This is a genomic window from Kitasatospora sp. NPDC092286 (assembly GCF_044755565.1).
Taxonomy (GTDB): domain Bacteria; phylum Actinomycetota; class Actinomycetes; order Streptomycetales; family Streptomycetaceae; genus Kitasatospora.
On record NZ_JBIVRD010000001.1, the window covers coordinates 93420 to 115853 of the forward strand.

The window sequence follows — 22434 nt, forward strand, 5'->3', positions numbered from 1 at the left end:
GGTGTCCCGCACGAGCACCCGTCGCGATGATGCTTGATCCGCAGGATCGCCCGGCGCGGCCCGGGGCGGAAAACAGCAGTGCCCCGGGCGGCATGCACGCAGAGGCGACCCGGGGCTTACCCGCTCGACGGCAGCACCGTCCTCCGGGACCTGAAGGGTCCCGCCGTCCATCGGGGGGCCTTGTGAACACCGGCGAACGGCCGACCTGGATGCTTCGAAGCCTTTCGGAGCCACGGCTGGAGCCCCATGCGCCGGCCACCGGTGCAGGGGAGGAGGCCGCCCGGCTGCACCGGTGGAACATCGAGGTCTCCGCAGCCTTCTACGGCGCTGCACTGCCTGGAGGTCACGCTCCGCAACGCCCTGCACGGCGCAAGTGCGAGCGCCGGATCCGCCACAGGCAGGTGACGGCCGACGACGTTGTCGCGGAGCTCTCGTTCGGGTTCTGGGTGAAGCTGCTCTCCGGACGGCATGCCCGGACGTTCTGGGTTCCCGCGCTCCACCGGGCCTTCCCGAGCGACATCGGGCGCCGTGACGACCTGCACCGGAGGTTCGTCACCATGATGCGGTTGCGCAACCGGATCAGCCACCACGAACCGATCCACCACCGCCACCTCGAAGCCGGCCACGCGACGCTCCACCATCTGCTCGCGTGCCTCGATGCCGAGCCGGCTGCCCAGGCCTTGCGGCTGGACAGGGTCCCGGCCGTCTTGAAGCAGCGCCAGGACACGTGCCCGGGCCTGCGTCCACCGCGGTTCTGACCGAAACGCGATCGCCCGCACGCCCGCCTCCGGGCAGGTCTCAGGCCGCCTCGTCGCCGTCCCAGTCGATGCCGATCTCGGCGAGCCAGCGGCGGTCGGCGGCGTCGGGGGTGGTGGCGGTGGCCGGCGGGCGGGGCGGCCGGGGGATCTCCTGGACGGGACCGAGGCCGTACCTCTCGGCGGCCTCGGCGGCGCGGGCGTCGGGTTCGATGACGCCGACGTGGACGGCGCTCTCGTCCCCCAGGTCGAGGACGGTCAGTTCGGGGTCGGGCAGCCGGCGCAGGGTGACGCGCCGTCCGCAGGTCGGGCAGGACCACTCGTCGGCGCCCGAGGCGAGCCGGCCGACGAACTTCATCTCGTGGATCACGCGCATCACAGGTTCCCCCTGCCGATCGGCCCTGGGTACGGGCCTGTTGACAGGATTCCCGCCGCGCCCCGGGGGCTACTCCAGAAAGAGCCCACGAGCCGTCGCCGACTGCTCGATGGCCTCCAACCGGGCCTCGGCACCGGGGAGTTCGTCGCACATGCGCTGGAGCAGCACCCGGCCGAGCATCATCGGCGCGCAGGCGGTGTCGAAGACCAGGCCGGTGCCGACGGCGGCCGGCAGCATCAGGTCGGAGAGCTTGGCGACCGGCGCGAAGGCGCTGTCGGCGACGGTCAGGACGGTCAGCCCGCACTCCCGGGCCACCGCCAGAGCGTCCATCAGCTCGCGCGGGTAGCGCGGCAGGGCGAAGCAGAGCAGCGCGCTCGCCCCGCCGGCGGCGGCCTGTTCGATGCGGTCGGCGAGCATGCTGCCGCCCTCGTCGAGCAGCCGGACGTCCGGGTGCACCTTGGCCGCGAAGTAGGCGAAGCCGCGCGCCTGGGCGGAGGCGGCCCGCAGGCCGAGCACCGGCAGCGGCCGGGAGGCGGCGAGCAGCCGGGCGGCCCGGGTGACCGGCTCGGGGTCGGCGAGGAGTTCGGCGAGGTGGCGCAGGTGCTCGATCTCGGCCAGGACGGCCTGCTGGTGCTCGTTGCGCACCGCGTCGTCCGGGCTCTCCGGCGCGGCCGGCTCGCCGGCACCGAGTTCACGCAGCTGCTTGCGCAGCGCCGGGTAGCCGTCGTAGCCGAGCGCCACCGCGAAGCGGGTGACGGACGGCTGGCTGACGCCGGCCAGTTCGGCGACCTCGACGCTGGAGAGGAACGGCGCCTCGGTGGCGTGCCGGACCAGCGAGTGGGCGATCCGCCGCTGGGTGGGGGTCAGCCGGTGACCCTCGAACAGCTGGAGCAGCCGCGCGGAGGGGCCGACCGTGCCGGTGTCGTCGGTGGCGGTCATCAGCGGTACCTCCGGATGCGAGCTGTTCGGACGACGACTGTGCAGCAGTGCGCCGCCACTGGCAAAGACGTCTCGTACGCCGGGACGGCCGGTGAGACGCCCCGGCGGGCGGACGAACCCTCGGGGTAACCCTGATTTCTCCCTGAACCCGCCCGGATTACCTGGCGAACCGGTGGACCGGCCCGGCCGCCCGGGCGCACGCTGGTGGCCATGGACACTCGCCAGGACGAACTGAGGCGCGACCTCGACGCCACCCTGCAGGCGCGCAAGGAACTCGGCAAGGAGTACGAAGCGGAGCTGGTCGACTCGTTCCTGTCCCGGCTGGAGTCCCGGCTGGACGCCCGCCTCGACACCCGGCTGGAGCGCCGGCTGGCCGAGCGGCTCGACGAGTCCGGGATCGCGGAGCGCCCGCGCCGCCGCCCGTCCGGCCGCTCGAACTCGAAGCTGCCGCTGGCCTCCCTGGTGCTGGGCATCCCGCTCACCGCCATCGCGACCGGCGGCCCGGGGAACGGCGTCATGGGCCTGATCGTCTGCTGGGCGGGCATCGTCGGCGTCAACGTGGCCGCCGCCATGGGCGACCGCCGCGAGGAGGCCAGGGCCAAGCGGTCGCGGGACGACTGGGACTGAGGCGGGGCCACCGGCCCCGCCTCCGCTCCCGTCCGCCCCGCGACCGCCACGGCTCAGGCCAGCGGCCCGGTGACCTGCTCGACCGCCCGCACCAGCCCGCCGGAGGCGACCAGCGCGGCGGCGGCCTCCAGGTCCGGCGAGAGGAAGCGGTCGCGGCCCGCGCCGCCGACCCCGGCCGCCCGGGCGGCGGCCAGCGCGGCGGCGGTGGCCGGGGCCACCGTGCCACTGGCGTCGGCCTGCTGACGGATCTCCAGCGCGCGGGCGGCGGCGGTGAGTTCGACGGCGAGGATCCGGCCGAGGTTCTCCACCGACTGGCGCAGCTTGCGGGCGGCGGACCAGCCCATCGAGACGTGGTCCTCCTGCATCGCGGAGGACGGGATCGAGTCGACCGAGGCCGGCACCGCGAGCCGCTTGTTCTCGCTGACCAGCGCCGCCTGGGTGTACTGGGCGATCATCAGGCCGGAGTCCACGCCCGGGTCGTCGGCCAGGAAGGCCGGCAGCCCGTGCGAGCGGGCCTTGTCCAGCAGCCGGTCGGTGCGGCGCTCGGAGATCGAGCCCAGGTCGGCGGCGGCGATGGCGAGGAAGTCCAGCACGTACGCCACCGGGGCGCCGTGGAAATTGCCGTTGGACTCCACCCGGCCGTCCGGCAGCACCACCGGGTTGTCCACCGAGGCGGCCAGCTCGCGGGAGGCGACCAGCCGGGCGTGGGTGAGCGTGTCGCGGCCCGCGCCGGCCACCTGCGGGGCGCAGCGGATCGAGTAGGCGTCCTGGACGCGCGGCGCGTCGTCCTGGTGGTGGCCGGTGAGGCCGGAGTCCTTGAGGACGGCCAGCATGTTGGCGGCGCTCAGCGCCTGGCCGGGGTGCGGGCGGATCGGGGCGTGCAGCTCGGGGGCGAGCACCTTCTCGGTGCCGAGCAGCGCCTCCAGGGTCATCGCGGCGGTGATGTCGGCGGTGGTGAACAGGCGCGACAGGTCGGCGATGGCCATCACCAGCATGCCGAGCATGCCGTCGGTGCCGTTGATGAGGGCCAGGCCCTCCTTCTCCAGCAGCTCGACCGGCTCGATGCCGGCCGCGGCGAGCAGTTCGGCGGCGGGGCGCTCCACGCCGTCCGGGCCGGTGGCCACGCCCTCGCCCATCAGGACGAGCGCGCAGTGCGACAGCGGCGCGAGGTCGCCGGAGCAGCCGAGCGAGCCGAACTCGCGGACCACCGGCGTGATGCCGGCGTTGAGGATCGCGGCCATGGTCCGCGCGACCAGCGGGCGGACCCCGGTCCGGCCCGAGGCCAGCGTCTTCATCCGCAGGAAGACCAGTGCCCGGACCACCTCGCGCTCCACCGCGGGCCCCATCCCGGCGGCGTGCGAGCGCACCAGCGACCGCTGCAACTGGGCCCGCAGCTCGGGGCTGATGTGCCGCACGGCGAGCGCACCGAACCCGGTGGAGACGCCGTAGACGGGGCGCGGCTCGGCCGCGAGGGCGTCGATCCGGGCGCGGGCGGCCGCCATCTCGGCGATCGCGTCGGGACCGATCTCGACCCGGGCGTTCCCCCGGGCGACCGCCAGCACGTCCTCGGCGCTGACGTCGGCCTTGCCGACCTGGACGAGCGGCGCGTCGGGGGCCACAGCACTGTGCATATCCATATACACCATCACATCAGGTGAATGAAGATATGACAACCGTCCTGGCTCATCATGGAACCCCCGGCCGGCGGCCGGTCAGGAACCCCAGGCAGGATTCTCGGACACCGGGGCCGTTGACGCACGCTGGTGGCCACGGGACCGTACGGAGGTGGAGGTGCCATGACGCGAGCGACGGCGCGGCGGCGGGTGGTGCGGCTGCGCGGGGACGGGCGCAGTACGCGGCCGGACGCCCTGGCGGCGGAGGAGCCGCTGGAGATCCGGCTCGGCGGCGAGCCGCTGACGGTGACCATGCGGACCCCGGGGCAGGACTTCGACCTGGTGGCCGGGTTCCTGGTGGGCGAGGGCCTGGTCCACACCGCCGACGAGCTGGCGGCGCTGCGCTACTGCGCCGGGACGGACGAGGCGGGCGCCAACACCTACAACGTGGTGGACGCGACCCTGCGCACCCCCGGGGCGCTCCCGCTCTCCGCGCACCGCAACCTGCTCACCACCAGCGCCTGCGGCCTCTGCGGCCGCGACACCGTGGACGCCGTCCGCACCCACGTCCGCCACAAGGTCGCGGACGACCCGCTCACCGTCCCCCCGGCACTGCTGTACGGGCTGCCGGACCGGCTGCGGGAGGCGCAGCGGACCTTCGAGTCGACCGGCGGCCTGCACGCCGCCGGGCTGTTCGACCCGGCGACCGGCGAGCTGCTCTGCGCGCGCGAGGACGTCGGCCGGCACAACGCGGTGGACAAGGTGGTCGGCTGGGCGCTGCGCGCGGGCCGGCTGCCGCTGGCCGGGCACGTCCTGCTGGTCAGCGGCCGGGCCTCGTTCGAGCTGACCCAGAAGGCCGCGCTGGCGGGCGTCCCGCTGCTGGCGGCCGTCTCGGCGCCGTCCTCCCTCGCGGTGGACCTGGCCGAGGAGCTGGGTCTGACCCTGGTCGGCTTCCTGCGCGGCGAGGGCGCCAACGTCTACACCCGCCCCGACCGGATCAGCTGACCCCTCCCGCGCCGCCGCCCGGCAGCCGCGCCTCGACCAGGTCGGCCGCGCGGGCCGCGCCGCCCTACCCCGGGGGCGGCGAGGCCGGGCCGGAGAGGGCCACCGCGACGAGCGCCCGCATCGCGGCGGTGACCTGCCCCAGCGGCAGCGTGGCGTCGTCCGCGAACAGCTCGACCAGCCAGCCGCCGGCCGCGTTCTGCCCGCCCGCCGCGACCATCCCCCGGTAGCCGGAGACCACCAGCATGGCCTCCTCGGCCGGGTCGTTCCCCGCCGCCCCGGAGCGCAGCGCGAACGCGCCACCGCGCACCGCCCGCCGGGTCATCGGGTAGTGCCGCAGGTCGAAGACGGCGTCCGGGGCCTCGATCTGGGCCCGCTGGGTCTCCGCCCGGCTGCTGCTCGGCCCGCTGGTCATCCGGTAGACGGCGTGCCGCACGGTCCGCATCAGCTGCGAGCCCGGCGGCACGTACGAGACCCACCAGCCGACCGTGTCCAGCAGCCGGGCCGAGGTCTCGGCGACGACGACCAGCTTGCCGATGGTGTCCGCGGGGTGGATCGCGCGGACCGAGCCGTGCTGGTCCAGCGCGGACAGCACGGCGGTGAGCAGCTGGCCCGGGTCCGCACTGTGCGCGGCGCCCCGGAACCGCCGCCGGTCGCCCGCCCCCGCCCGGCCGGCGTGCCGGCCCCGCCCGTCGGCCCGGTGGTGCGGGTCGGCGGCGTCGGCGAGCAGCACGGTCGGGTCGGGCGAGAAGCCGGGGCCGTGGCTGCGCCCGGCCACCACCGGGTGGGCGGCGCGGGCGGCCTTGGCTCGGTACTGGGCGGCGTCGGCGAGCCGGAACAGCCGGTCGGGGGTGGTGACCGGGCCGATCGAGTCCCCGGTGGAGGCGACCCCGCAGGCGACGCCCTCGCCCTCGGCCAGCGCCAGCGCCCGCGCGCACAGCTCCTCGGCGACGGCGACCACCTCGTCGGCCTTCTGGCCCTCGACGAGCAGGCAGAACTCGTCGCCGCCGAGCCGGGCGGCCAGGCTGCCGGGGAGCTTGGCGGCGGCCAGCGACAGCTGGTGGGCGAACCGTTCCAGCAGCCGGTCGCCCATCTCGTGGCCGAGCTGGTCGTTGACCCGCTTCAGGCCGTTGACGTCGCAGACCACCAGCGAGACCACCGTGTTGTCCCGGTTGTGCGCCTCCAGCGCGCTCTCCAGCCGGGCGTCCACGGCCCGGCGGTTGGCCAGGCCGGTCAGCGGGTCGGAGAAGGCCAGCTTGCGCAGGTCGGCCAGGCGCTCGGTCTGCGCGAGACCGGCCGAGACCTGGGCGGCCAGCAGGGTGGCGTAGTCGGCGTCCGCCTCGGTGAACTCCGGCTGCCCGAGCGTCCGCGCCAGGTACAGCTCGCCCCAGGCCTGCCCGTGCAGCACGATCGGGGCGACCACGCAGCAGGCCCGCCCGCGCCGGCGCAGCGCGGCCGCGCGCTCCTGGCAGTACGCGCCCGCGGTCGGGTGCGAGTGCCCGGGGTGCGGGATCGAGTTCTCGGCGGTCTGCACCCAGGCGCGGGGCAGCCGGCCGGTGGTCCAGCGCTCCTCCAGATAGGTGACGATCTCGGGAAAGTCGGCCACCGGGTAGGACTCGTCCTCCGGCAGCTCCTCCTCCCCCGGCGCCAGCTCGCCGTGGTTGACCAGCACCCGCAGCCGGCCGGACTCGCGGTCCCAGACCGAGACCGCCGCCATGGTGGCGCCGAGGGCCTCGGTGGCGCGGACGGCCGCCGCTCTGACGGCCTCCAGCGGGGTGAGCGCCCCCGCCATGTCCTGGGCGAGTTCGACCACGGACGTCAGCCGCAGATCGGGAACGACGGGCGGCTGCGGCGCCCGGTCGACGTCGCGGTCCGTCACGATCGCCTCACTGCTCACCGGCTCGCCTCGCTCCCTGTGCTCGGTCCTGCTCGGCCCCCGGGGCGCCCCCTGCCGAGCCCCGCACCCATCCGGCCGCTTGCACCAAGACTATGGCGGTTTCGCTCGGTTATGCCCCGTTTGCCCGGATCGGTCCGCCAGGCCGTACGGGTTTCAGCCGTACGGATACCCACCGGCCGACCGCCGTCCGGCCATCACCGGGCCGGCGTCCGACCGTCACCCGGGCGCCGTCCGAGCAACATCCGCCCCCTTCCTACCCCGGTCCGGCCGCGAGCCCACCTGCGTCCGCGCGGCAACCGTCACCCGTCGGCCACCGGCCGTCCCCGGGGCGGGCCGCTACGGCTGGGTGCGCGGGCGCCGCGACAGCAGCCAGGGCTCGACCAGCCCGAGCCCGCGCACCGGCCGGCGCCACATCGGCTGGAGGTTGAAGCGGTGCCCGGCGTCCGGCCCGGGCACCGGCAGACCAGGGGCGGGCATCCCGGCGGCGGCCGACAGGGCCTCGGCGAGCCCGGGCCCGTCCGCGTCGGCCGGGGCGACGCTGCCGTGCTGCTCCAGCGCGGTGGCGAACTCGCCGTCGATCAGCACCGCGTCCTTGGGCGCGATCGAGGTCAGCCGGCTGGCCAGGTTGACGGTGGTGCCGAAGACGTCGCCCATCCGCGAGGTGACGGTGCCGAAGGCCATGCCGACCCGCAGCGCGGGGATGGTGTCGTTCTCCGCCAGCGCCTCGATCAGGCTGAGCGCGATCTCGGCGGCGGTCACCGGATCCTCGGAGACGTAGAGGATCTCGTCGCCGAGCGTCTTGATCACCCGGCCGCCCTGGCCGGCGATCAGGTCGGAGCAGGTGTTCTCGAAGGTCTCGACCAGCTCGCCGAGCTCCTCCTCCTCCAGCCGGCGCGACAGCCGGGTGAAGCCGACCAGGTCCGCGAAGCCCACCGCCAGCCGGCCGCTGGTGATCTCGGTGTCCTCGGCGGCCTGCACCACCCGGCCGGTGACGGCGGCCAGCTGCCGGCGCCAGACGTACACCAGGAACTGCTCCAGCTCCGGCAGCAGCAGCTCGACCAGCGGGTACGCCACCTCGGCCCGGGTCAGGCCGGGCTCGACGGACTGGGTGAGGTTGTCCAGAAAGGTGTCCATCTGCCAGCCGGCCAGCCGGGCGGTGGTCTGTCCGGTGGAGCGTGCCACCTGGATCGCCATCGTCTCGCTGAGCAGGCCCGACTCCACCAGACCGGCGAGCCGGCGCAGCGCGATCACATCACCGTCGGTCAGCGCCCGGGACTGCCCGATGTCCGGGAAGCCCATCGCGCGCCAGAACCGGGTGGCCAGCTCCATCGGGACGTCGGCGGCCCGCGCGGCCTGGTACGGGGTGTAGCGGCGTGGCGCGTCCAGGATCAGGCGTTCCAGGTCGAGCGCGACCGTCTGGTCGTGGGTGCCCGCCGTACCGCCGTTGCCGCCGTCCTCTGCCACCGGTCCGTCCCCGTGCGGTTGCCGCACTTGCCTCGTGTCCTGCCTGTCCGGGGGCGCGCCCGCCACCCGGCGGGCAGTGGCGCGCCTCACACTGCTGCCAGGTGGAATGTTCGCACGGAATCGCTCGATCCGGGGCATCAGCCCGGGTCAAGGAGAGGTGAAGACTGCCGCTCAGCGCGGCTCGGGGCGCACATGGACGACGTCCCCCGCGCCCACTGCGCGGCGCGCGCCGTCGGGCGTCCGGACCACCAGCCGGCCGTCGCCGTCGATCGCCACCGCCTCGCCGAGCAGCTCCCGGTCGCCCGGCAGCAGGACCTTCACCGGCCGGCCGAGCGTGGTGCAGCGGTCCGTGTACGCGGGCAGCAGGCCGCTGGCGTGCGGGTCCCCGGCGGCGGCCGTCCACTCCGCGTACAGGTCGGCGAACTCGCGCAGCAGCGCGCGCAGCAGCGTGGCCCGGTCGGTCACCGCGGCCCCGGCCAGCGCCAGCGAGGCGGCGGTGGGGACGGGCAGCTCGGCCTCGCGCAGCGAGACGTTCAGGCCCAGGCCGGCCACCACCGCGCCGCCGCTCAGCTCGGTCAGGATGCCGCCGAGCTTGCGCTCCGTGCCGTCCACGACCACCTGGAGGTCGTTGGGCCACTTGAGGCCGACCTCGACCTCGGCGACCCGGCTCAGCGTGCTGGCCGCCGCCACCCCGACCAGGATCGGCAACCAGCCGTACCGTTCGACCGGTACCCCGTCCGGGCGAAGCAGGACGGAGAGGAACAGCCCCGACCGGGTCGGCGCCGTCCACTGCCGCTCCAGCCGCCCGCGCCCGGCGTTCTGTACCTCGGCGACCAGCACCGCGCCCTGCGGCGCGCCCGCCCGGGCCAGGGCGGCCAGGTCGTTGTTGGTGGAGCCGGTCTCGGCGACGACGTCCAGCGAGGTCCAGAACCCGCCCTCCCTGACCAGGTCACGGCGGAGCGCCCCGGCGTCCAGCGGCGGCCGGTCCAGATCGGTCCAGGGCGAAGGACCGCCGTGCCCGAGGCCGCGCAGACCACTGCGGCGGCGGACGACGGGCTCACGCGGTGCATCGTTGGCGTCGGTCATGCGGGAAACCCTAGGTCCCCTAAAGGCCGTAGGCCGCCTTATCGTCCCGCAGAACGCGCGTTAACACACTGTGTCGATGGCCATAACGGGAAACGCCACGCGCTGGCTACGCTACCCAACGGTAGTTCGTTGTGCCGCCCTGCCCTCAAGCGCGAGTCCCGTGCGGACCTGCCCGCCACTGAACAGGACGCGGCCCATGGATCAGGGAGAGCCACCCGATGACCGAGGCGCCGTACGACCCCCACTCCACCGCCGGCAAACTCGCCGACCTGCGGCGCAGGATCGACGAGGCGGTGCACTCCGGCTCCGCGAAGGCCGTGGAGAAGCAGCACGCCAAGGGCAAGCTGACGGCCCGTGAGCGGGTCGCCGAGCTGCTGGACGAGGGCTCCTTCGTGGAGTTCGACGAGTTCGCCCGGCACCGCTCGGTCAACTTCGGCCAGGAGAAGAACCGGCCGTACGGCGACGGCGTGGTCACCGGCTACGGCACCGTGGACGGCCGCCAGGTCGCCGTCTTCGCCCAGGACTTCACCGTCTTCGGCGGCTCGCTCGGCGAGGTCTTCGGCGAGAAGATCGTCAAGGTGATGGACTTCGCGCTGAAGACCGGCTGCCCGGTCGTCGGCATCAACGACTCCGGCGGCGCCCGGATCCAGGAGGGCGTGGTCTCGCTCGGCCTGTACGGCGAGATCTTCCGCCGCAACGTCCACGCCTCCGGGGTGATCCCGCAGATCTCGCTGATCATGGGCCCCTGCGCGGGCGGCGCGGTCTACTCCCCCGCGATCACCGACTTCGTGGTGATGGCCGACCAGACCTCGCACATGTTCATCACCGGGCCCGACGTGATCAAGACCGTCACCGGCGAGGACGTCGGCATGGAGGAGCTGGGCGGCGCACGCACCCACAACACCAAGTCCGGCAACGCGCACTACCTCGCCTCGGACGAGAAGGAGGCGGTCGAGTACGTCAAGAGCCTGCTCTCGTACCTGCCCCCCAACAACCTCTCCGACCCGCCGTCGTTCCCCGAGGAGGCGGACCTCACCGTCACCGACGAGGACCTCGAACTCGACACCCTGGTGCCGGACTCGGCGAACCAGCCGTACGACATGCACACGGTGATCGAGCACATCCTCGACGACGGCGAGTTCCTGGAGACCCAGCCGCTGTACGCGGGCAACATCATCACCGGCTTCGGCCGGGTCGAGGGCCACCCGGTCGGCATCGTCGGCAACCAGCCGATGAACCTGGCCGGCTGCCTGGACATCGCCGCCAGCGAGAAGGCCGCCCGCTTCGTGCGGACCTGCGACAGCTTCAACATCCCGGTGCTGACCTTCGTCGACGTGCCCGGCTTCCTGCCCGGCACCGGCCAGGAGTGGAACGGCATCATCCGCCGCGGCGCCAAGCTGATCTACGCCTACGCCGAGGCCACCGTCCCGCTGATCACCGTGATCACCCGGAAGGCCTTCGGCGGCGCGTACGACGTCATGGGGTCCAAGCACCTGGGCGCCGACCTCAACCTGGCCTGGCCGACCGCGCAGATCGCCGTCATGGGCGCGCAGGGCGCGGTCAACATCGTGCACCGGCGCGAGATCGCCGAGGCCGAGGCCGCCGGGACCGTCGAGACCAGGCGGGCCGAGCTGCTCGCCTCGTACGAGGACACCCTGCTCAACCCGTACCTGGCCGCCGAACGCGGCTATGTGGACGCCGTCATCGCGCCGAGCGACACCCGTCGGCACATCGTGCGCGGCCTGCGGGCGCTGCGCGGCAAGCGCGAGGTGCTGCCGCCCAAGAAGCACGGAAACATTCCGCTGTAGCCCGAGTCGCGAGAGGATTGAGCCATGGCCCCGATCCACGTGCTGCACGGGCAGCCGACCCCCGAGGAGCTCGCCACCGTCCTGGCGGTGGTCCAGGCCCGGGCCGCCGCCGCGCAGGCCGCCGCAGAGGCGGCCCGCCGCGCCGGTGTCGGCCCGGAAGCCCCCTGGAACGACCACGCCCGCTGGATGCGCCCCGTCCTGCGCCCCGGCGCCAACGCCTGGCGCACCTCCGGCTGGGCCGCTTAGGGCGCCCCGCCCGGCGGAGCGGGAGGCCGGCCGGCCTACCGCTCCGCCGCTTCGGCTTCCGCCATGTCCGTTCCGGCGCCGGTTGGCCCGGATTGCCCGAAAGCTGAGTACGGATACTCAGGCGTCCGGCCCGGGCGCGGCGCACCCTGGACTGGTGCTCTGGTCAGACCCCCGCGACGAGCCCTCCCCCGAGGCCCGGCGGATGCAGCAGCGGCTGCACCGCGCCGGCCGGGTGCTCGCCGCCTGCGCCCTGGTGATCGCCGTCCTGCTGCTGCTCTGACCCCCCGGGCCGGGCCGCCGTACCCCAACGGCCCACACCGTCACCCCCTACCCTGGTGGCCATGACCGACCAGCGCACCCTCGTCCTCGCCTCCGCCTCCCCCGCCCGCCTCGGGCTGCTGCGCCAGGCGGGCCTCGACCCGCTCGTGGTGGTCAGCGGCGTGGACGAGGACGCGATCAGCGCCGCCACCCCCGCCGAGCTCGCCCTCGTCCTGGCCGAGGCCAAGGCCAAGGCGGTCGCCGCCGAGCTGACCGGCGGCGAGCTGGTGATCGGCTGCGACTCCGTGCTGGAGCTGGACGGGCAGGCGCTCGGCAAGCCCGCCGACGCGGCCGAGGCGCTGGCCCGCTGGCGGTCGATGCGCGGCCGGGCCGGCGTGCTGCGCACCGGGCACTGCGTGATCGACACCGTCACCGGCGAGCAGTCCTCGGCCACCGCCTCCACCACCGTCCGGTTCGGCACCCCGGACGACGAGGAGATCGCCGCCTACATCGCCTCCGGCGAACCGCTGCACGTGGCCGGCGCGTTCACCCTGGACGGCCGCTCGGCGCCGTTCGTCGAGGGCATCGACGGCGACCCGGGCAACGTCATCGGCCTCTCCCTGCCGCTGCTGCGCACCCTGCTCGCGGAGCTGGGCGTCCGCATCACCGACCTCTGGGCGAAGTAGCACCCGCCGGGGCGCTCCGGCGGCATCGATGGTCGCGGCGGGCGACCGCCGCTAGGCTGACCGCCGCTGTTCGGACGGGGGAGGGGGCGGGCGGATGGCCGACGGTCTGCTCAACGTACTGCTGGGCCTGGTGGCCAGCGCGATCAGCGCCGTGCTCGGCTGGCTGGGACAGAACCTGCGGCGGAGGCGGCGCCAGGAGCGGGTGCGCTCGTTCTTCGGGCTGCCGGCCGGCAGCGAGTGCCTGATCGTGGTCAACCGCAGTGTCGGCACCGGCGCGCACGCCAGAACGGTGACCCGCCGCGACGCCTACGCGCTGATGGAGCTGGCGGCCCTGGTCAAGGAGTGCGGGGCGCAGGCCGAACTGGTCGCGCACGACAGCGTCCACCGCGGCCTGGGCGCCAAGACCGAGCTCTGCTTCGGCGGTCCGAGCAGCAACGAACGGATGGCCGCCCATCTGGCCTGGGGGCTGCCCGGGGTGCGGGTCACCAGCGGGCCGGAAGGACCGAACAACGTCATCGTCGTGGGCGACCGCGAGTTCGTGGTGGACTGGGACCGGCACGTCCACACCCTGCTGGCCCGCCTCGCCACCCCCGGGGGCGGGCGCCCGGTGTTCCTGGTCTCCGGGCAGACCGGGATCGCCAACCACGCCGGCGTCCGCTACCTGATGGCCAACCACCGCGGGCTCGCCCGGCGTTACGGTGAAGACGGCACCTTCGCCCTCGTCCTGCGGGTGGTCAACCCGAAGGCGTACGGACCGGACGTGGTGGAGCTCGCGGCGGACGTCACCGCGCAGGCACTGGAGCGCCCGGCCGACCCGGCGCCGGACGCGGTCACGGACACGGCCCCGGCGCCGGACACGGACACGGCCTCGGGAGCGGCCACGGCCTGAGTGCGGCCAGGGTCACCACACCGCCACGCCGCCCTGTCGCCGTCTGCGAGGATCGGCCCCCGTCGGCACCACCGGCCACGACCTGGGAAGACCCCCCGACGGCCGGCCGACCGGCTCCCTGGGCGCATCACCCTGTGTGTGGGATAGTTCACAACCTGGGGCTACTCGCCGGTACCGTCAAGAACTCCATAAACTCGACCAGGTTCAAGAAGGGAGCCACAGTGCGCAAGGTGCTCATCGCCAACCGCGGGGAGATCGCTGTCCGCGTCGCCCGTGCCTGCTCGGACGCCGGTATCGCCAGCGTCGCCGTCTACGCCGAGCCGGACCGGGATGCGCTGCACGTCCGCGCGGCCGACGAGGCTTACGCGCTGGGCGGCGACACCCCCGGTACCAGTTACCTGGACATCGCCAAGGTGCTCAAGGCCGCCGCCGACTCGGGAGCGGACGCCGTCCACCCCGGCTACGGCTTCCTGTCGGAGAACGCCGACTTCGCCCAGGCCGTCCTCGACGCGGGTCTGACCTGGATCGGCCCGCCCCCGCAGGCCATCCGCGACCTCGGCGACAAGGTCACCGCCCGGCACGTGGCGCAGCGCGCCGGTGCCCCGCTGGTGGCCGGCACGCCGGACCCGGTCACCGGTGCCGACGAGGTCGTCGTGTTCGCCCGGGAGCACGGCCTTCCGGTCGCCATCAAGGCGGCCTTCGGCGGTGGCGGCCGCGGCCTGAAGGTCGCCCGCACGCTGGAGGAGATCCCGGAGCTGTACGAGTCCGCGGTGCGCGAGGCGGTCGCCGCCTTCGGCCGCGGCGAGTGCTTCGTCGAGCGTTACCTGGACAACCCGCGGCACGTCGAGACCCAGTGCCTGGCGGACCAGCACGGCAACGTGGTGGTCGTCTCCACCCGTGACTGCTCGCTGCAGCGCCGGCACCAGAAGCTGGTCGAGGAGGCGCCCGCGCCGTTCCTGACCCCCGAGCAGAACGCCGAGCTGTACCGGGCGTCCAAGGCCATCCTCAAGGAGGCCGGCTACGTCGGCGCCGGCACCTGCGAGTTCCTGGTGGCGATGGACGGCACGATCTCCTTCCTGGAGGTCAACACCCGTCTCCAGGTGGAGCACCCGGTCACCGAGCAGGTCACCGGGATCGACCTGGTCCGCGAGATGTTCCGGATCGCCGACGGCGAGGAACTGGGCTACGGCGACCCGGAGGTGCGCGGCCACTCCTTCGAGTTCCGCATCAACGGCGAGGACCCGGGCCGCGGCTTCCTGCCGGCCCCCGGCACCGTCACGCTGTTCGCGCCGCCGTCCGGCCCGGGCGTCCGGCTGGACTCGGGCGTCGAGACCGGCTCGGTGATCGGCCCGGCCTGGGACTCCCTGCTGGCCAAGCTGATCGTCTCGGGCACCACCCGCAAGCAGGCCCTGGAGCGGGCCCGCCGGGCGCTGGCCGAGTTCAAGGTGGAGGGCATGGCCACGGCCATCCCGTTCCACCAGGCGGTCGTCACCGACCCGGCGTTCGCGCCGGAGGTGCACGGCGGCGAGGGCCCGTTCACGGTCTACACCCGGTGGATCGAGACCGAGTTCGACAACACCATCCCGGCGTTCGCGGGCGCGGCCGGCGAGGGCGAGGAGGCCGAGGGCCGGGAGACCGTCGTGGTCGAGGTCGGCGGCAAGCGGATCGAGGTCTCGCTGCCGTCCTCGCTGGGCGTCTCGGCCGCCCCCGTGGCGGGCGGGGCCGGTGCGGCCAAGGCCAAGCGCCGGGTCGGCGCCAAGAAGGCCGGCTCGGCGGTCGGCGGTGACACCCTGGCCTCGCCGATGCAGGGCACCATCGTCAAGGTCGCCGTCCAGGAGGGCCAGGTCGTCGCGGAGGGCGAGCTGATCATCGTCCTGGAGGCGATGAAGATGGAGCAGCCGCTGAACGCGCACAAGGCGGGCACCGTCGTCGGCCTCAAGGCCGAGGTCGGCGCGAGCGTCAGCAGCGGCGCCGCGCTCTGCGAGATCAAGGACTGACAGGAGCACGAACCGGCGGACCCCGTCGGTACAGCCGGTCCGTACACCCCCCAGGGTGTGCGGACCGGTCGCGTTCGTACCGGTCGTCCCGCGCGGCTCAGCGGCCGCGCGGGACGCCCAGCTCGGCGAGCCGGCCCGGCAGCGGTCCGCCCGGCCCGCCCGGCCCGCCGGGGCCGCCGGGGCCACCGTGCACCGGGGGGCGGCGCTGGCCGGGCAGCGGGGCGCCGCCGGGCGGAGGACCGGCCCGGCGGGGCAGCGGGCCGGGCTGGGTCTGGTGTACGGGCCCACTGCCGGTGCCGTGCACCGGGCCGTCCCCGGCCGGGGCGGCGCCGAGCGGCGCCAGGTCGATCTGCACCCCGCAGTCGGCGAGCGAGTCCAGCTCACGCGCCGTGGCGTCGTCGGCACCGGCGCGCTCGTCGGTGACCAGCCGGGTGATGGTGTCGGTCGGGACGGTCGGGAACATGGTGTCCGCGCCGAGCTTGGTGTGGTCGGCGAGGACGATGACCTCGGCGGCCGACTGCACCAGAGCCCGGTCCACGCTCGCGGAGAGCATGTTCGTGGTCGACAGACCGCGATCGGCCGTCAGCCCGCTGCCGGAGATGAAGGCCTTGGAGACCCGCAGCCCGTGCAACGACTGCTCGGCGCCGCTGCCGACCAGGGCGTAGTTGGAGCCCCGCAGGGTCCCGCCGGTCATCACCACCTCCACCCGGTTGGCGTGTGCCAGCGCCTGGGCGACCAGCAGGGAGTTGGTGACCACCGTCAGCCCGGGCACCCGGGCCAGTCGGCGGGCCAGTTCCTGGGTGGTGGTACCGGCGCCGACCACCACGGCGTCACCTTCCTCCACCAGACCGGCGGCGAGATCGGCGATGGCGCTCTTCTCGGCGGCGGACAGGTGGGTCTTCTGCGGGTAGCCGGGTTCGCGGCTGAAGCCGCCGGGGAGCACCGCGCCGCCATGACGGCGGTCGAGGAGCCCTTCTGCCTCCAGCGCCCGTACGTCACGACGCACGGTCACTTCGGAGGTCTGGACGACGCGGGCCAGTTCACGGAGCGACACGGCTCCGTTGGCGCGCACCATTTCGAGGATCAACTGGCGACGTTCTGCTGCAAACACAGAACCGACGGTAACGTGCGTGACCGTCTGCTTTCAGGCGTTTGCAGCTAGTAGCGGGAATTGCTCACGCCGGAACGGCGCGTGACCGTACAATGCGCGCCGCCGACGATCCGGGACTGCGCCCGCCGTCCGGGTGACGCTCCGGCGCACGCGAAGGGCGGCCACCGAACGGCGGCCGCCCTCAACTGCGCTTCGGATGCTCAGGATTCGCCCTCGGCCCGCTTCCGTATGTGCAGCTGGCGGGCGGCCTCTGCGGTCGAACCGGAGACGGACGGGTAGACGGTGAACGCGCTGGCCACCTGTTCGACCGTCAGATTGGCGTCCACCGCGAGCGCGATGGGGTGGATCAGCTCGCTGGCGCGCGGCGCGACCACCACGCCGCCGACCACGATGCCGGTGCCCGGGCGGCAGAACAGCTTCACGAAGCCGTCCCTGATGCCCTGCATCTTGGCCCGCGGGTTGCCCCGCAGCGGCAGCTTGACCTCGACGGCGTCCATCTTGCCGCACTTCACATCGGCGGCGGTGTAGCCGACGGTGGCGATCTCCGGGTCGGTGAAGACGTTGGAGGCGACGGTCTTCAGGTTCAGCGGCTGCACCGCGTCGCCGAGCGCGTGGTACATCGCGATCCGGCCCTGCATCGCGGCCACCGAGGCGAGCATGAAGACACCGGTGCAGTCACCGGCCGCGTAGACGCCCGGGGCGCTGGTGCGGGAGACCCGGTCCACCCGGATCTGGCCCCAGTCGTTGAGCTTGACCCCGGCCTCCTCCAGGCCCATCCCGGCGGTGTTCGGGATCGAGCCGACCGCCATCAGGCAGTGCGTGCCGGTGATCACCTTGCCGTCGGAGAGCGTCACCTCGACGTGGTCGCCGAAGCGCTTGACCCCCTCGGCCCGGCTGCGGCTCATCACGTTCATGCCGCGGCGGCGGAAGACCTCCTCCAGCACCTCGGCGGCGTCCGGGTCCTCGCCCGGCAGCACCCGGTCGCGGCTGGACACCAGGGTGACCTTCGAACCGAGCGCCTGGTACGCGCCGGCGAACTCCGCGCCGGTGACGCCGGAGCCGACCACGATCAGCTCGCGCGGCAGCTCCTCCAGGTCGTAGACCTGGGTCCAGGTCAGGATCCGCTCGCCGTCCGGCTGGGCGTCCGGCAGCTCGCGCGGGTGGGCGCCGGTGGCGATCAGCACGGCGTCGGCGCGCAGCGACTGGACGGTGCCGTCGGGCGCGTCCACCAGCACCTCGCGGGAGCCGTCCGCGCCCTGGCCGCCGGTGCCGAGCCGGCCCCGGCCGCGCAGCACGGTGACGCCGGCCCGGGTCACCGACTGGGTGATGTCGTGGGACTGCGCGATGGCGAGGCGCTTCACTCGCCGGTTGACCTTGCCGAGGTCCACGCCGACCACCCGGGCCGACTGCTCCTGCGGAGGTGTGTCGTCCGCGACGATGATGCCCAGCTCCTCGTACGAGCTGTCGAAGGTCGTCATCACCTCCGCGGTCGCGATCAGCGTCTTCGACGGCACGCAGTCCGTGAGCACCGCCGATCCGCCCAGGCCGTCGCGGTCGACGACGGTCACCTCCGCGCCGAGCTGGGCGGCGACGAGCGCCGCCTCATAGCCGCCGGGTCCGCCACCGATGATCACGATCCGAGTCACGTCCCCCATTGTCCCGCACGCCGGGACGACTGCCACGCCGGGGTCGGGGGTTCCGTCCGGCCGCCGGTCCGCCCCGGACCGCCCGGGCCCCGCCCGCCGCCCGCCGGACCGTCTAGGCTGCACCCCATGCCCCTTTACGCCGCGTATGCCACCAACCTCGATGCCCGGCAGATGACCCGCCGCGCGCCGCACTCCCCCCTGCGCGGCACCGGCTGGCTGGACGGCTGGCGGCTCACCTTCGGCGGCGAGCAGCTCGGCTGGGAGGGCTCACTGGCCACCGTGGTCGAGGACGAGAAGGAGCAGGTCTTCGTCTCGCTCTACGACGTCGCGCCGATGGACGAGGAGGGCCTGGACCGCTGGGAGGGCGTCCAGCTCGGCATCTACCGCAAGATCAAGCTGCGCGCGCACACCCTGGACGGCGACATCCAGGTCTGGACGTACGTGCTCAACGACTACGAGGGCGGCCTGCCCGCCGCCCGCTACCTCGGCCTGATCGCCGACGCCGCGGAGAGCGCCGGCGCCCCCCACGACTACGTGCTGGACCTGCGCCGCCGCCCCTGCTGAACCGTTCCTACGGCGTCGGGCCCGCGCTCCAGGAGTTCGCGGTGGCGGCCAGTGCCGCCGCCACCGACGCCCGCCGGGCCGGCTCGGTGCGCAGCCCGCTGGCCAGTTCGACGTGGAGCCACGGCACTCCGAGGCCGGCCGCGAACCGGCCCTCGACGTTGGTGGCGCCCTGCAGCTGCCCGCACTTCTCCCGCCAGGCCCGGCAGACCGCGAACCCGGCCCGGCCCAGCCCGCCCGCGGTGAGCTCGGCCGCCGCCCCCGCCTGGCCGGCACCGCTGGAGACCACCGCGTCCGCGCCCGGCAGGCTGTCCTCGTCGAAGCCGTGCACCTGGATGCCGGGCAGGCCCCGCGCGGTGAGCGCCTCGACCACCGCGGCGAAGACGGTGTCGGCGCGGTGCGCCACGTCCGACGAGCCGTCCGCACCCGCCTTGCGGTGCGCCCCCGCCAGCACCAGCACCCCGCCCGGCACGGACCGGAAGAGGTCCACGCCGAGCAGTTCGGTCCGGCTGTCGGAGACCGGGTGCGGCACCTGCACCGTCCAGGAGGCCTTCGCCGCGAGGTCCAGGTAGACCCGGCCCCAGCCGCGCCCGTCCACCGACTGCCCCGAGCCGTCGGCGATCTCGGCCACCCGGCGGCCGCTGCCCGCCTCGGTGAACTCGGTCAGCCGGTAGCCGACCCGCGCCAGCGCCTGCCCGGCCTGCTCCGGCCGGCCCTCCAGCGTCCGCAGCACGCCGTCCGCGACCGCCTGGCGCTGCGCGGCGTCGGGCACCGCGTACGGGGCCGCCGGGCCGAAGCCCGCGGTGTACGCGTCCACCCGCGCGGCCAGGTCCACCGGCGCCGGCCCGGTCGGGCCGCCCGTGACACCGGCCGTGGTGCCCGACGCCGCCCCGGGCTCCCCCGCCGAGCCGCGCGCCGCCACCGTCAGCGCGACGGCCAGCACCACCAGCACCAGAAGCGCCGCCACCGGCAGCACCAGCGCGCGCCGCGAACCCCGTGTCTCCATGGGCCGAGAACCTACCCTGCGGCCCGTCCGGTTCATGATCCGAAGGATCGATCCCGAAGCGTCCCCTGTTCGAAGCCGAAACGTGACTGGATTCCGTGAACCGATTCGTACGCTGGTCCGGTTTGACCAAGGTTTGACCAACCGGCGTCGGTGGACCTCCCGGGGGGTGGGTGCACCGGTCGGCCCGACCGCAGAACGAGGCCCCCGTGAGCACGGCACCCACCCCGCCGCGACAGCACCGCTATCGCCGCCGGGCCGACATGCCGCTGCTCGGGGGCATCCGCCCGCCGATCGCCCTGCTGCTGATCCTGCTGCTGGCCGTCGCCGCGATCACCGCGCTGGCCGTCGGCGGGCTCCGGGTGGACGAGACCCCGCAGGCCGTCCGCGAGTCGCACCAGTACGCCGCCGAGGACACCGCGGCCTCGCTGCGCGCCGGACTGCACGAGAGCGCCACCGACCTGCGCCGGGCCGCCGCCCACTACGACAGCGCCCCCGCCGAGCCCGCCGCCGTGCTGACCGCGCTCGGCCAGGCGTACCGGAAGTGGCGCGGCACGGTGATCGTCCGGCCCGACACCGGCCGGCTGCTCGCCGCCCGCGGCGAGACCGTGCCGCTGGCCGGGCTCGACCTCGGCCAGGTCACCGACACCGCGCCCGCACCGCTGCTGGTGCCCTCCGCCACCGGCACCCGGCTGCTCACCTTCGCCCTGGTCAGCACCAAGGCCGACGGCCGGGCCCTGCTGGTCGCCTCCGACAACCTGCGGCTGCCCGGCACCGCCACCCGCAAGGAACAGACCATCCAGGTGCTCGACGCCGACGGCGCCGTCCTGGACAGCACCGGCGCCAAGCTGACCGCCGACTCCGACCGGCGGCTGGTCGGCCTCGCCCGGGAACGGGCCGCCCGCGAGCGCCCGGCCCCCGGCGGAACCGTCTCCGGCACCCTGGCCGGCGGCCCGGACGAGAAGGGCGCGCGCCGGGTGGCCGGCTACGCGGTCGTCGCCTCCCCCGGCGGCCACGACCTCGCCACCCCGCTCGGCCTGACCGTGGTCTCCACCAGCACCGTCGACGGCAGGCCCGGCTCCCTGCGCCACCCCGCGCTCGGTCTGGCCGCCGCCGGAGCACTGCTGCTGGTCGCCCTGCTGCTCGCCTGGTACCTGATCCGGACGCTCCAGCGCCCGCTGCTGCGACTGTTCCTGGAGTCCCGCCGGCTCACCCGCGGCGAGCAGCTGGACCAGCCGGTCACCGGGCCGAAGCGGGGCGACGCCGGGCGGATCACCCGCGCCCTGGAGGAGCTGCGGCTCCAGCTGCTCGACCCGGCCCGCCCGCCCGCCGCGCCCGCCACCGGCCGGCGCCGCCGCCCGGGCACCGCGCTGCCGCTGGCGCTCTGCGCCGTCGTGGTCCTCGGCTGGTCCGGCCCGCTGCTGCTGCTCGGCGGCGCCGACACCGCCGTCCGCGTCCCGGCCCAGGTGGTCGCCGGCCAGCGCGACCGGACCGACAACGCCGCCGACCGGATACGCCAGGCGCTCAACGAGGGCTACGCCGACCTGCGCTCGCTCGCGCCCGCGCTCACCGAGGCCTCGGTCGGCAAGGCCGACACCCTGCTCCACGACACCCTCGCCGAGCACGACCGCTACCGCTCGCTCTACGTCCTCGGCGCGAACGGCGAGGTGCTCGCCCAGGCCGGCGGGGCCCCGCACCGCACCGGCCCGGACGCGCTCGGCCCGAGCGGTGTCCTGCTGCTCAACAGCTCCGGCAAGGAACCCCGGATCGCCGCCCGGGCCGCGCTCGGCGGCAGCCCCGCCGAACCGGCCGAGGGCGACGCGCCCGAGGCCAAGGGGCCGGTGCTGGTCGGCGAGTTCAGGACGGACTTCCTCGGCGGGCTGCTCACCCGGCCCGGCCTCGGCCGGGTCTGGCTGGTCGACGACCGGCAGCGGGTGCTCGCCGCCAACGAGGGCTACAGCTCCTTCGGTGAACTCCCCGACGGCCGCGCCCGGACCGTCCTGGCCGACGCCAGGAAGGCGGCCACCGCCGATGTCGTCCGCACCGGCGGCGACCCGGCCCTGCTGGCCGCCGCGCCGCTCGGCGGCAACGGCACCGTCGGCAAACTCGGCTGGTCCGTGGTGACCGCCCACCCGGTGGCCTGGCTGCACCTCGACCAGAACCGGGCCGACCGGCGCGCCGTGCTGGCCGGCATGCTCGGCCTCGCCGCCGCCGCGCTCTGCCTCGGCTGGCTCCAGATCGCCGTCGGCCTGCCCCTGCGCCGCCTCGCCGCGAACGCCGAGGCACTGGCCGCCGGGGACCGCCGTACGGTGCTCTACCCCGTCCACCACGACGAGGTCGGAGCCGTCGCCCGCAGCCTGGAACTGATCCGCCAGGACCTGGAGCGCGCCGCCCGCCGCACCCCCGTGCCCACGCCCGACCGCTGAGCGCCCAGCCCCCAGCCCCCTGGCCCCTGGCCCCTGGCCCCTGA

19 protein-coding genes and 1 pseudogene are annotated in these 22434 nt (G+C 74.5%); 11 read left to right on the forward strand and 9 right to left on the reverse strand.

What is annotated here, in order from left to right; genetic code table 11:
• The first annotated feature begins 182 nt into the window (after positions 1-182).
• Positions 183-758, forward strand: a complete 576-nt coding sequence (locus ACIQIB_RS00480) for a hypothetical protein (protein ID WP_400756095.1) — start codon at positions 183-185, stop codon at positions 756-758.
• 40 nt (positions 759-798) lie between these two features.
• Here ACIQIB_RS00480 and ACIQIB_RS00485 read toward each other — a convergent pair whose 3' ends face one another.
• Positions 799-1131: a hypothetical protein gene (locus ACIQIB_RS00485; protein WP_363605696.1), complete on the reverse strand. Its 333-nt coding sequence runs from the start codon at positions 1129-1131 to the stop codon at positions 799-801.
• 69 nt (positions 1132-1200) lie between these two features.
• Positions 1201-2070 carry a MurR/RpiR family transcriptional regulator gene (locus ACIQIB_RS00490; protein WP_363605694.1) on the reverse strand — a complete coding sequence of 290 codons (870 nt, stop codon included), beginning with the start codon at positions 2068-2070 and terminating at the stop codon, positions 1201-1203.
• A 210-nt stretch (positions 2071-2280) separates the two neighbouring features.
• Between ACIQIB_RS00490 and ACIQIB_RS00495 the strand changes: the two genes are divergently transcribed.
• Complete coding sequence (locus ACIQIB_RS00495) at positions 2281-2697, forward strand: hypothetical protein (protein WP_363605692.1); 417 nt, start codon at positions 2281-2283, stop codon at positions 2695-2697.
• Positions 2698-2750: 53 nt separating this feature from the next.
• Here the strand turns inward: ACIQIB_RS00495 and hutH are convergent, their stop codons facing one another.
• Positions 2751-4334 (reverse strand): histidine ammonia-lyase, encoded by a 1584-nt coding sequence (hutH, locus tag ACIQIB_RS00500; RefSeq protein WP_363605802.1) that lies wholly within the window; start codon positions 4332-4334, stop codon positions 2751-2753.
• 159 nt (positions 4335-4493) lie between these two features.
• Here hutH and fdhD point away from each other — a divergent pair, with 159 nt between their 5' ends.
• Positions 4494-5315, forward strand: coding sequence for a formate dehydrogenase accessory sulfurtransferase FdhD (gene fdhD, locus ACIQIB_RS00505; protein ID WP_363605690.1), 822 nt, complete (start codon positions 4494-4496; stop codon positions 5313-5315).
• A 652-nt stretch (positions 5316-5967) separates the two neighbouring features.
• Here the strand turns inward: fdhD and ACIQIB_RS00510 are convergent.
• From ACIQIB_RS00510 to ACIQIB_RS00520, 3 genes and pseudogenes are all read right to left on the reverse strand, one after another.
• Positions 5968-7104 (reverse strand): annotated as a pseudogene (locus ACIQIB_RS00510) (diguanylate cyclase domain-containing protein); the annotation flags it as partial.
• A gap of 441 nt (positions 7105-7545) precedes the next feature.
• Positions 7546-8811, reverse strand: a complete 1266-nt coding sequence (locus ACIQIB_RS00515) for an adenylate/guanylate cyclase domain-containing protein (RefSeq protein ID WP_400756097.1) — start codon at positions 8809-8811, stop codon at positions 7546-7548.
• Positions 8812-8844: 33 nt separating this feature from the next.
• The gene (locus ACIQIB_RS00520) at positions 8845-9759 is read right to left on the reverse strand and encodes a biotin--[acetyl-CoA-carboxylase] ligase (RefSeq protein WP_363605686.1); all 915 of its coding nucleotides are present in this window, start codon (positions 9757-9759) and stop codon (positions 8845-8847) included.
• A 218-nt stretch (positions 9760-9977) separates the two neighbouring features.
• Here ACIQIB_RS00520 and ACIQIB_RS00525 point away from each other — a divergent pair, with 218 nt between their 5' ends.
• The 6 genes from ACIQIB_RS00525 to ACIQIB_RS00550 all read left to right on the forward strand — a co-directional run bounded on the left by ACIQIB_RS00525 (position 9978) and on the right by ACIQIB_RS00550 (position 15643).
• Positions 9978-11567 carry an acyl-CoA carboxylase subunit beta gene (locus tag ACIQIB_RS00525; protein ID WP_363605684.1) on the forward strand — a complete coding sequence of 530 codons (1590 nt, stop codon included), beginning with the start codon at positions 9978-9980 and terminating at the stop codon, positions 11565-11567.
• A 24-nt stretch (positions 11568-11591) separates the two neighbouring features.
• Positions 11592-11813 carry an acyl-CoA carboxylase epsilon subunit gene (locus ACIQIB_RS00530; RefSeq protein ID WP_363605682.1) on the forward strand — a complete coding sequence of 74 codons (222 nt, stop codon included), beginning with the start codon at positions 11592-11594 and terminating at the stop codon, positions 11811-11813.
• Between the two features lie 154 nt (positions 11814-11967).
• Positions 11968-12093 carry a morphogenic membrane protein MmpB gene (mmpB, locus tag ACIQIB_RS00535; protein ID WP_363605680.1) on the forward strand — a complete coding sequence of 42 codons (126 nt, stop codon included), beginning with the start codon at positions 11968-11970 and terminating at the stop codon, positions 12091-12093.
• 61 nt (positions 12094-12154) lie between these two features.
• On the forward strand, positions 12155-12757 hold the full coding sequence (locus tag ACIQIB_RS00540) for a nucleoside triphosphate pyrophosphatase (protein ID WP_363605678.1): 603 nt from the start codon (positions 12155-12157) through the stop codon (positions 12755-12757).
• 94 nt (positions 12758-12851) lie between these two features.
• Entirely contained in the window at positions 12852-13646 is a 795-nt protein-coding gene (locus ACIQIB_RS00545) for a hypothetical protein (RefSeq protein ID WP_400756098.1), read from the forward strand.
• 221 nt (positions 13647-13867) lie between these two features.
• Complete coding sequence (locus ACIQIB_RS00550) at positions 13868-15643, forward strand: biotin carboxylase N-terminal domain-containing protein (protein ID WP_363605674.1); 1776 nt, start codon at positions 13868-13870, stop codon at positions 15641-15643.
• A 97-nt stretch (positions 15644-15740) separates the two neighbouring features.
• Here the strand turns inward: ACIQIB_RS00550 and ACIQIB_RS00555 are convergent, their stop codons facing one another.
• Positions 15741-16718 carry a DeoR/GlpR family DNA-binding transcription regulator gene (locus tag ACIQIB_RS00555; protein ID WP_400756304.1) on the reverse strand — a complete coding sequence of 326 codons (978 nt, stop codon included), beginning with the start codon at positions 16716-16718 and terminating at the stop codon, positions 15741-15743.
• Between the two features lie 236 nt (positions 16719-16954).
• Complete coding sequence (locus tag ACIQIB_RS00560; RefSeq protein ID WP_363605670.1) at positions 16955-18409, reverse strand: NAD(P)H-quinone dehydrogenase; 1455 nt, start codon at positions 18407-18409, stop codon at positions 16955-16957.
• A gap of 117 nt (positions 18410-18526) precedes the next feature.
• Between ACIQIB_RS00560 and ACIQIB_RS00565 the strand changes: the two genes are divergently transcribed.
• A complete protein-coding gene (locus ACIQIB_RS00565; RefSeq protein ID WP_363605668.1) occupies positions 18527-18964 on the forward strand; it encodes a gamma-glutamylcyclotransferase in 438 nt (145 codons plus the stop codon).
• A gap of 7 nt (positions 18965-18971) precedes the next feature.
• On the opposite strand, the gene ACIQIB_RS00570 is transcribed toward ACIQIB_RS00565, so the two are convergent.
• Positions 18972-19967 (reverse strand): hypothetical protein, encoded by a 996-nt coding sequence (locus tag ACIQIB_RS00570; RefSeq protein ID WP_400756100.1) that lies wholly within the window; start codon positions 19965-19967, stop codon positions 18972-18974.
• 206 nt (positions 19968-20173) lie between these two features.
• Here ACIQIB_RS00570 and ACIQIB_RS00575 point away from each other — a divergent pair, with 206 nt between their 5' ends.
• A complete protein-coding gene (locus ACIQIB_RS00575; protein ID WP_400756102.1) occupies positions 20174-22390 on the forward strand; it encodes a HAMP domain-containing protein in 2217 nt (738 codons plus the stop codon).
• The last annotated feature ends 44 nt before the right edge of the window (positions 22391-22434 follow it).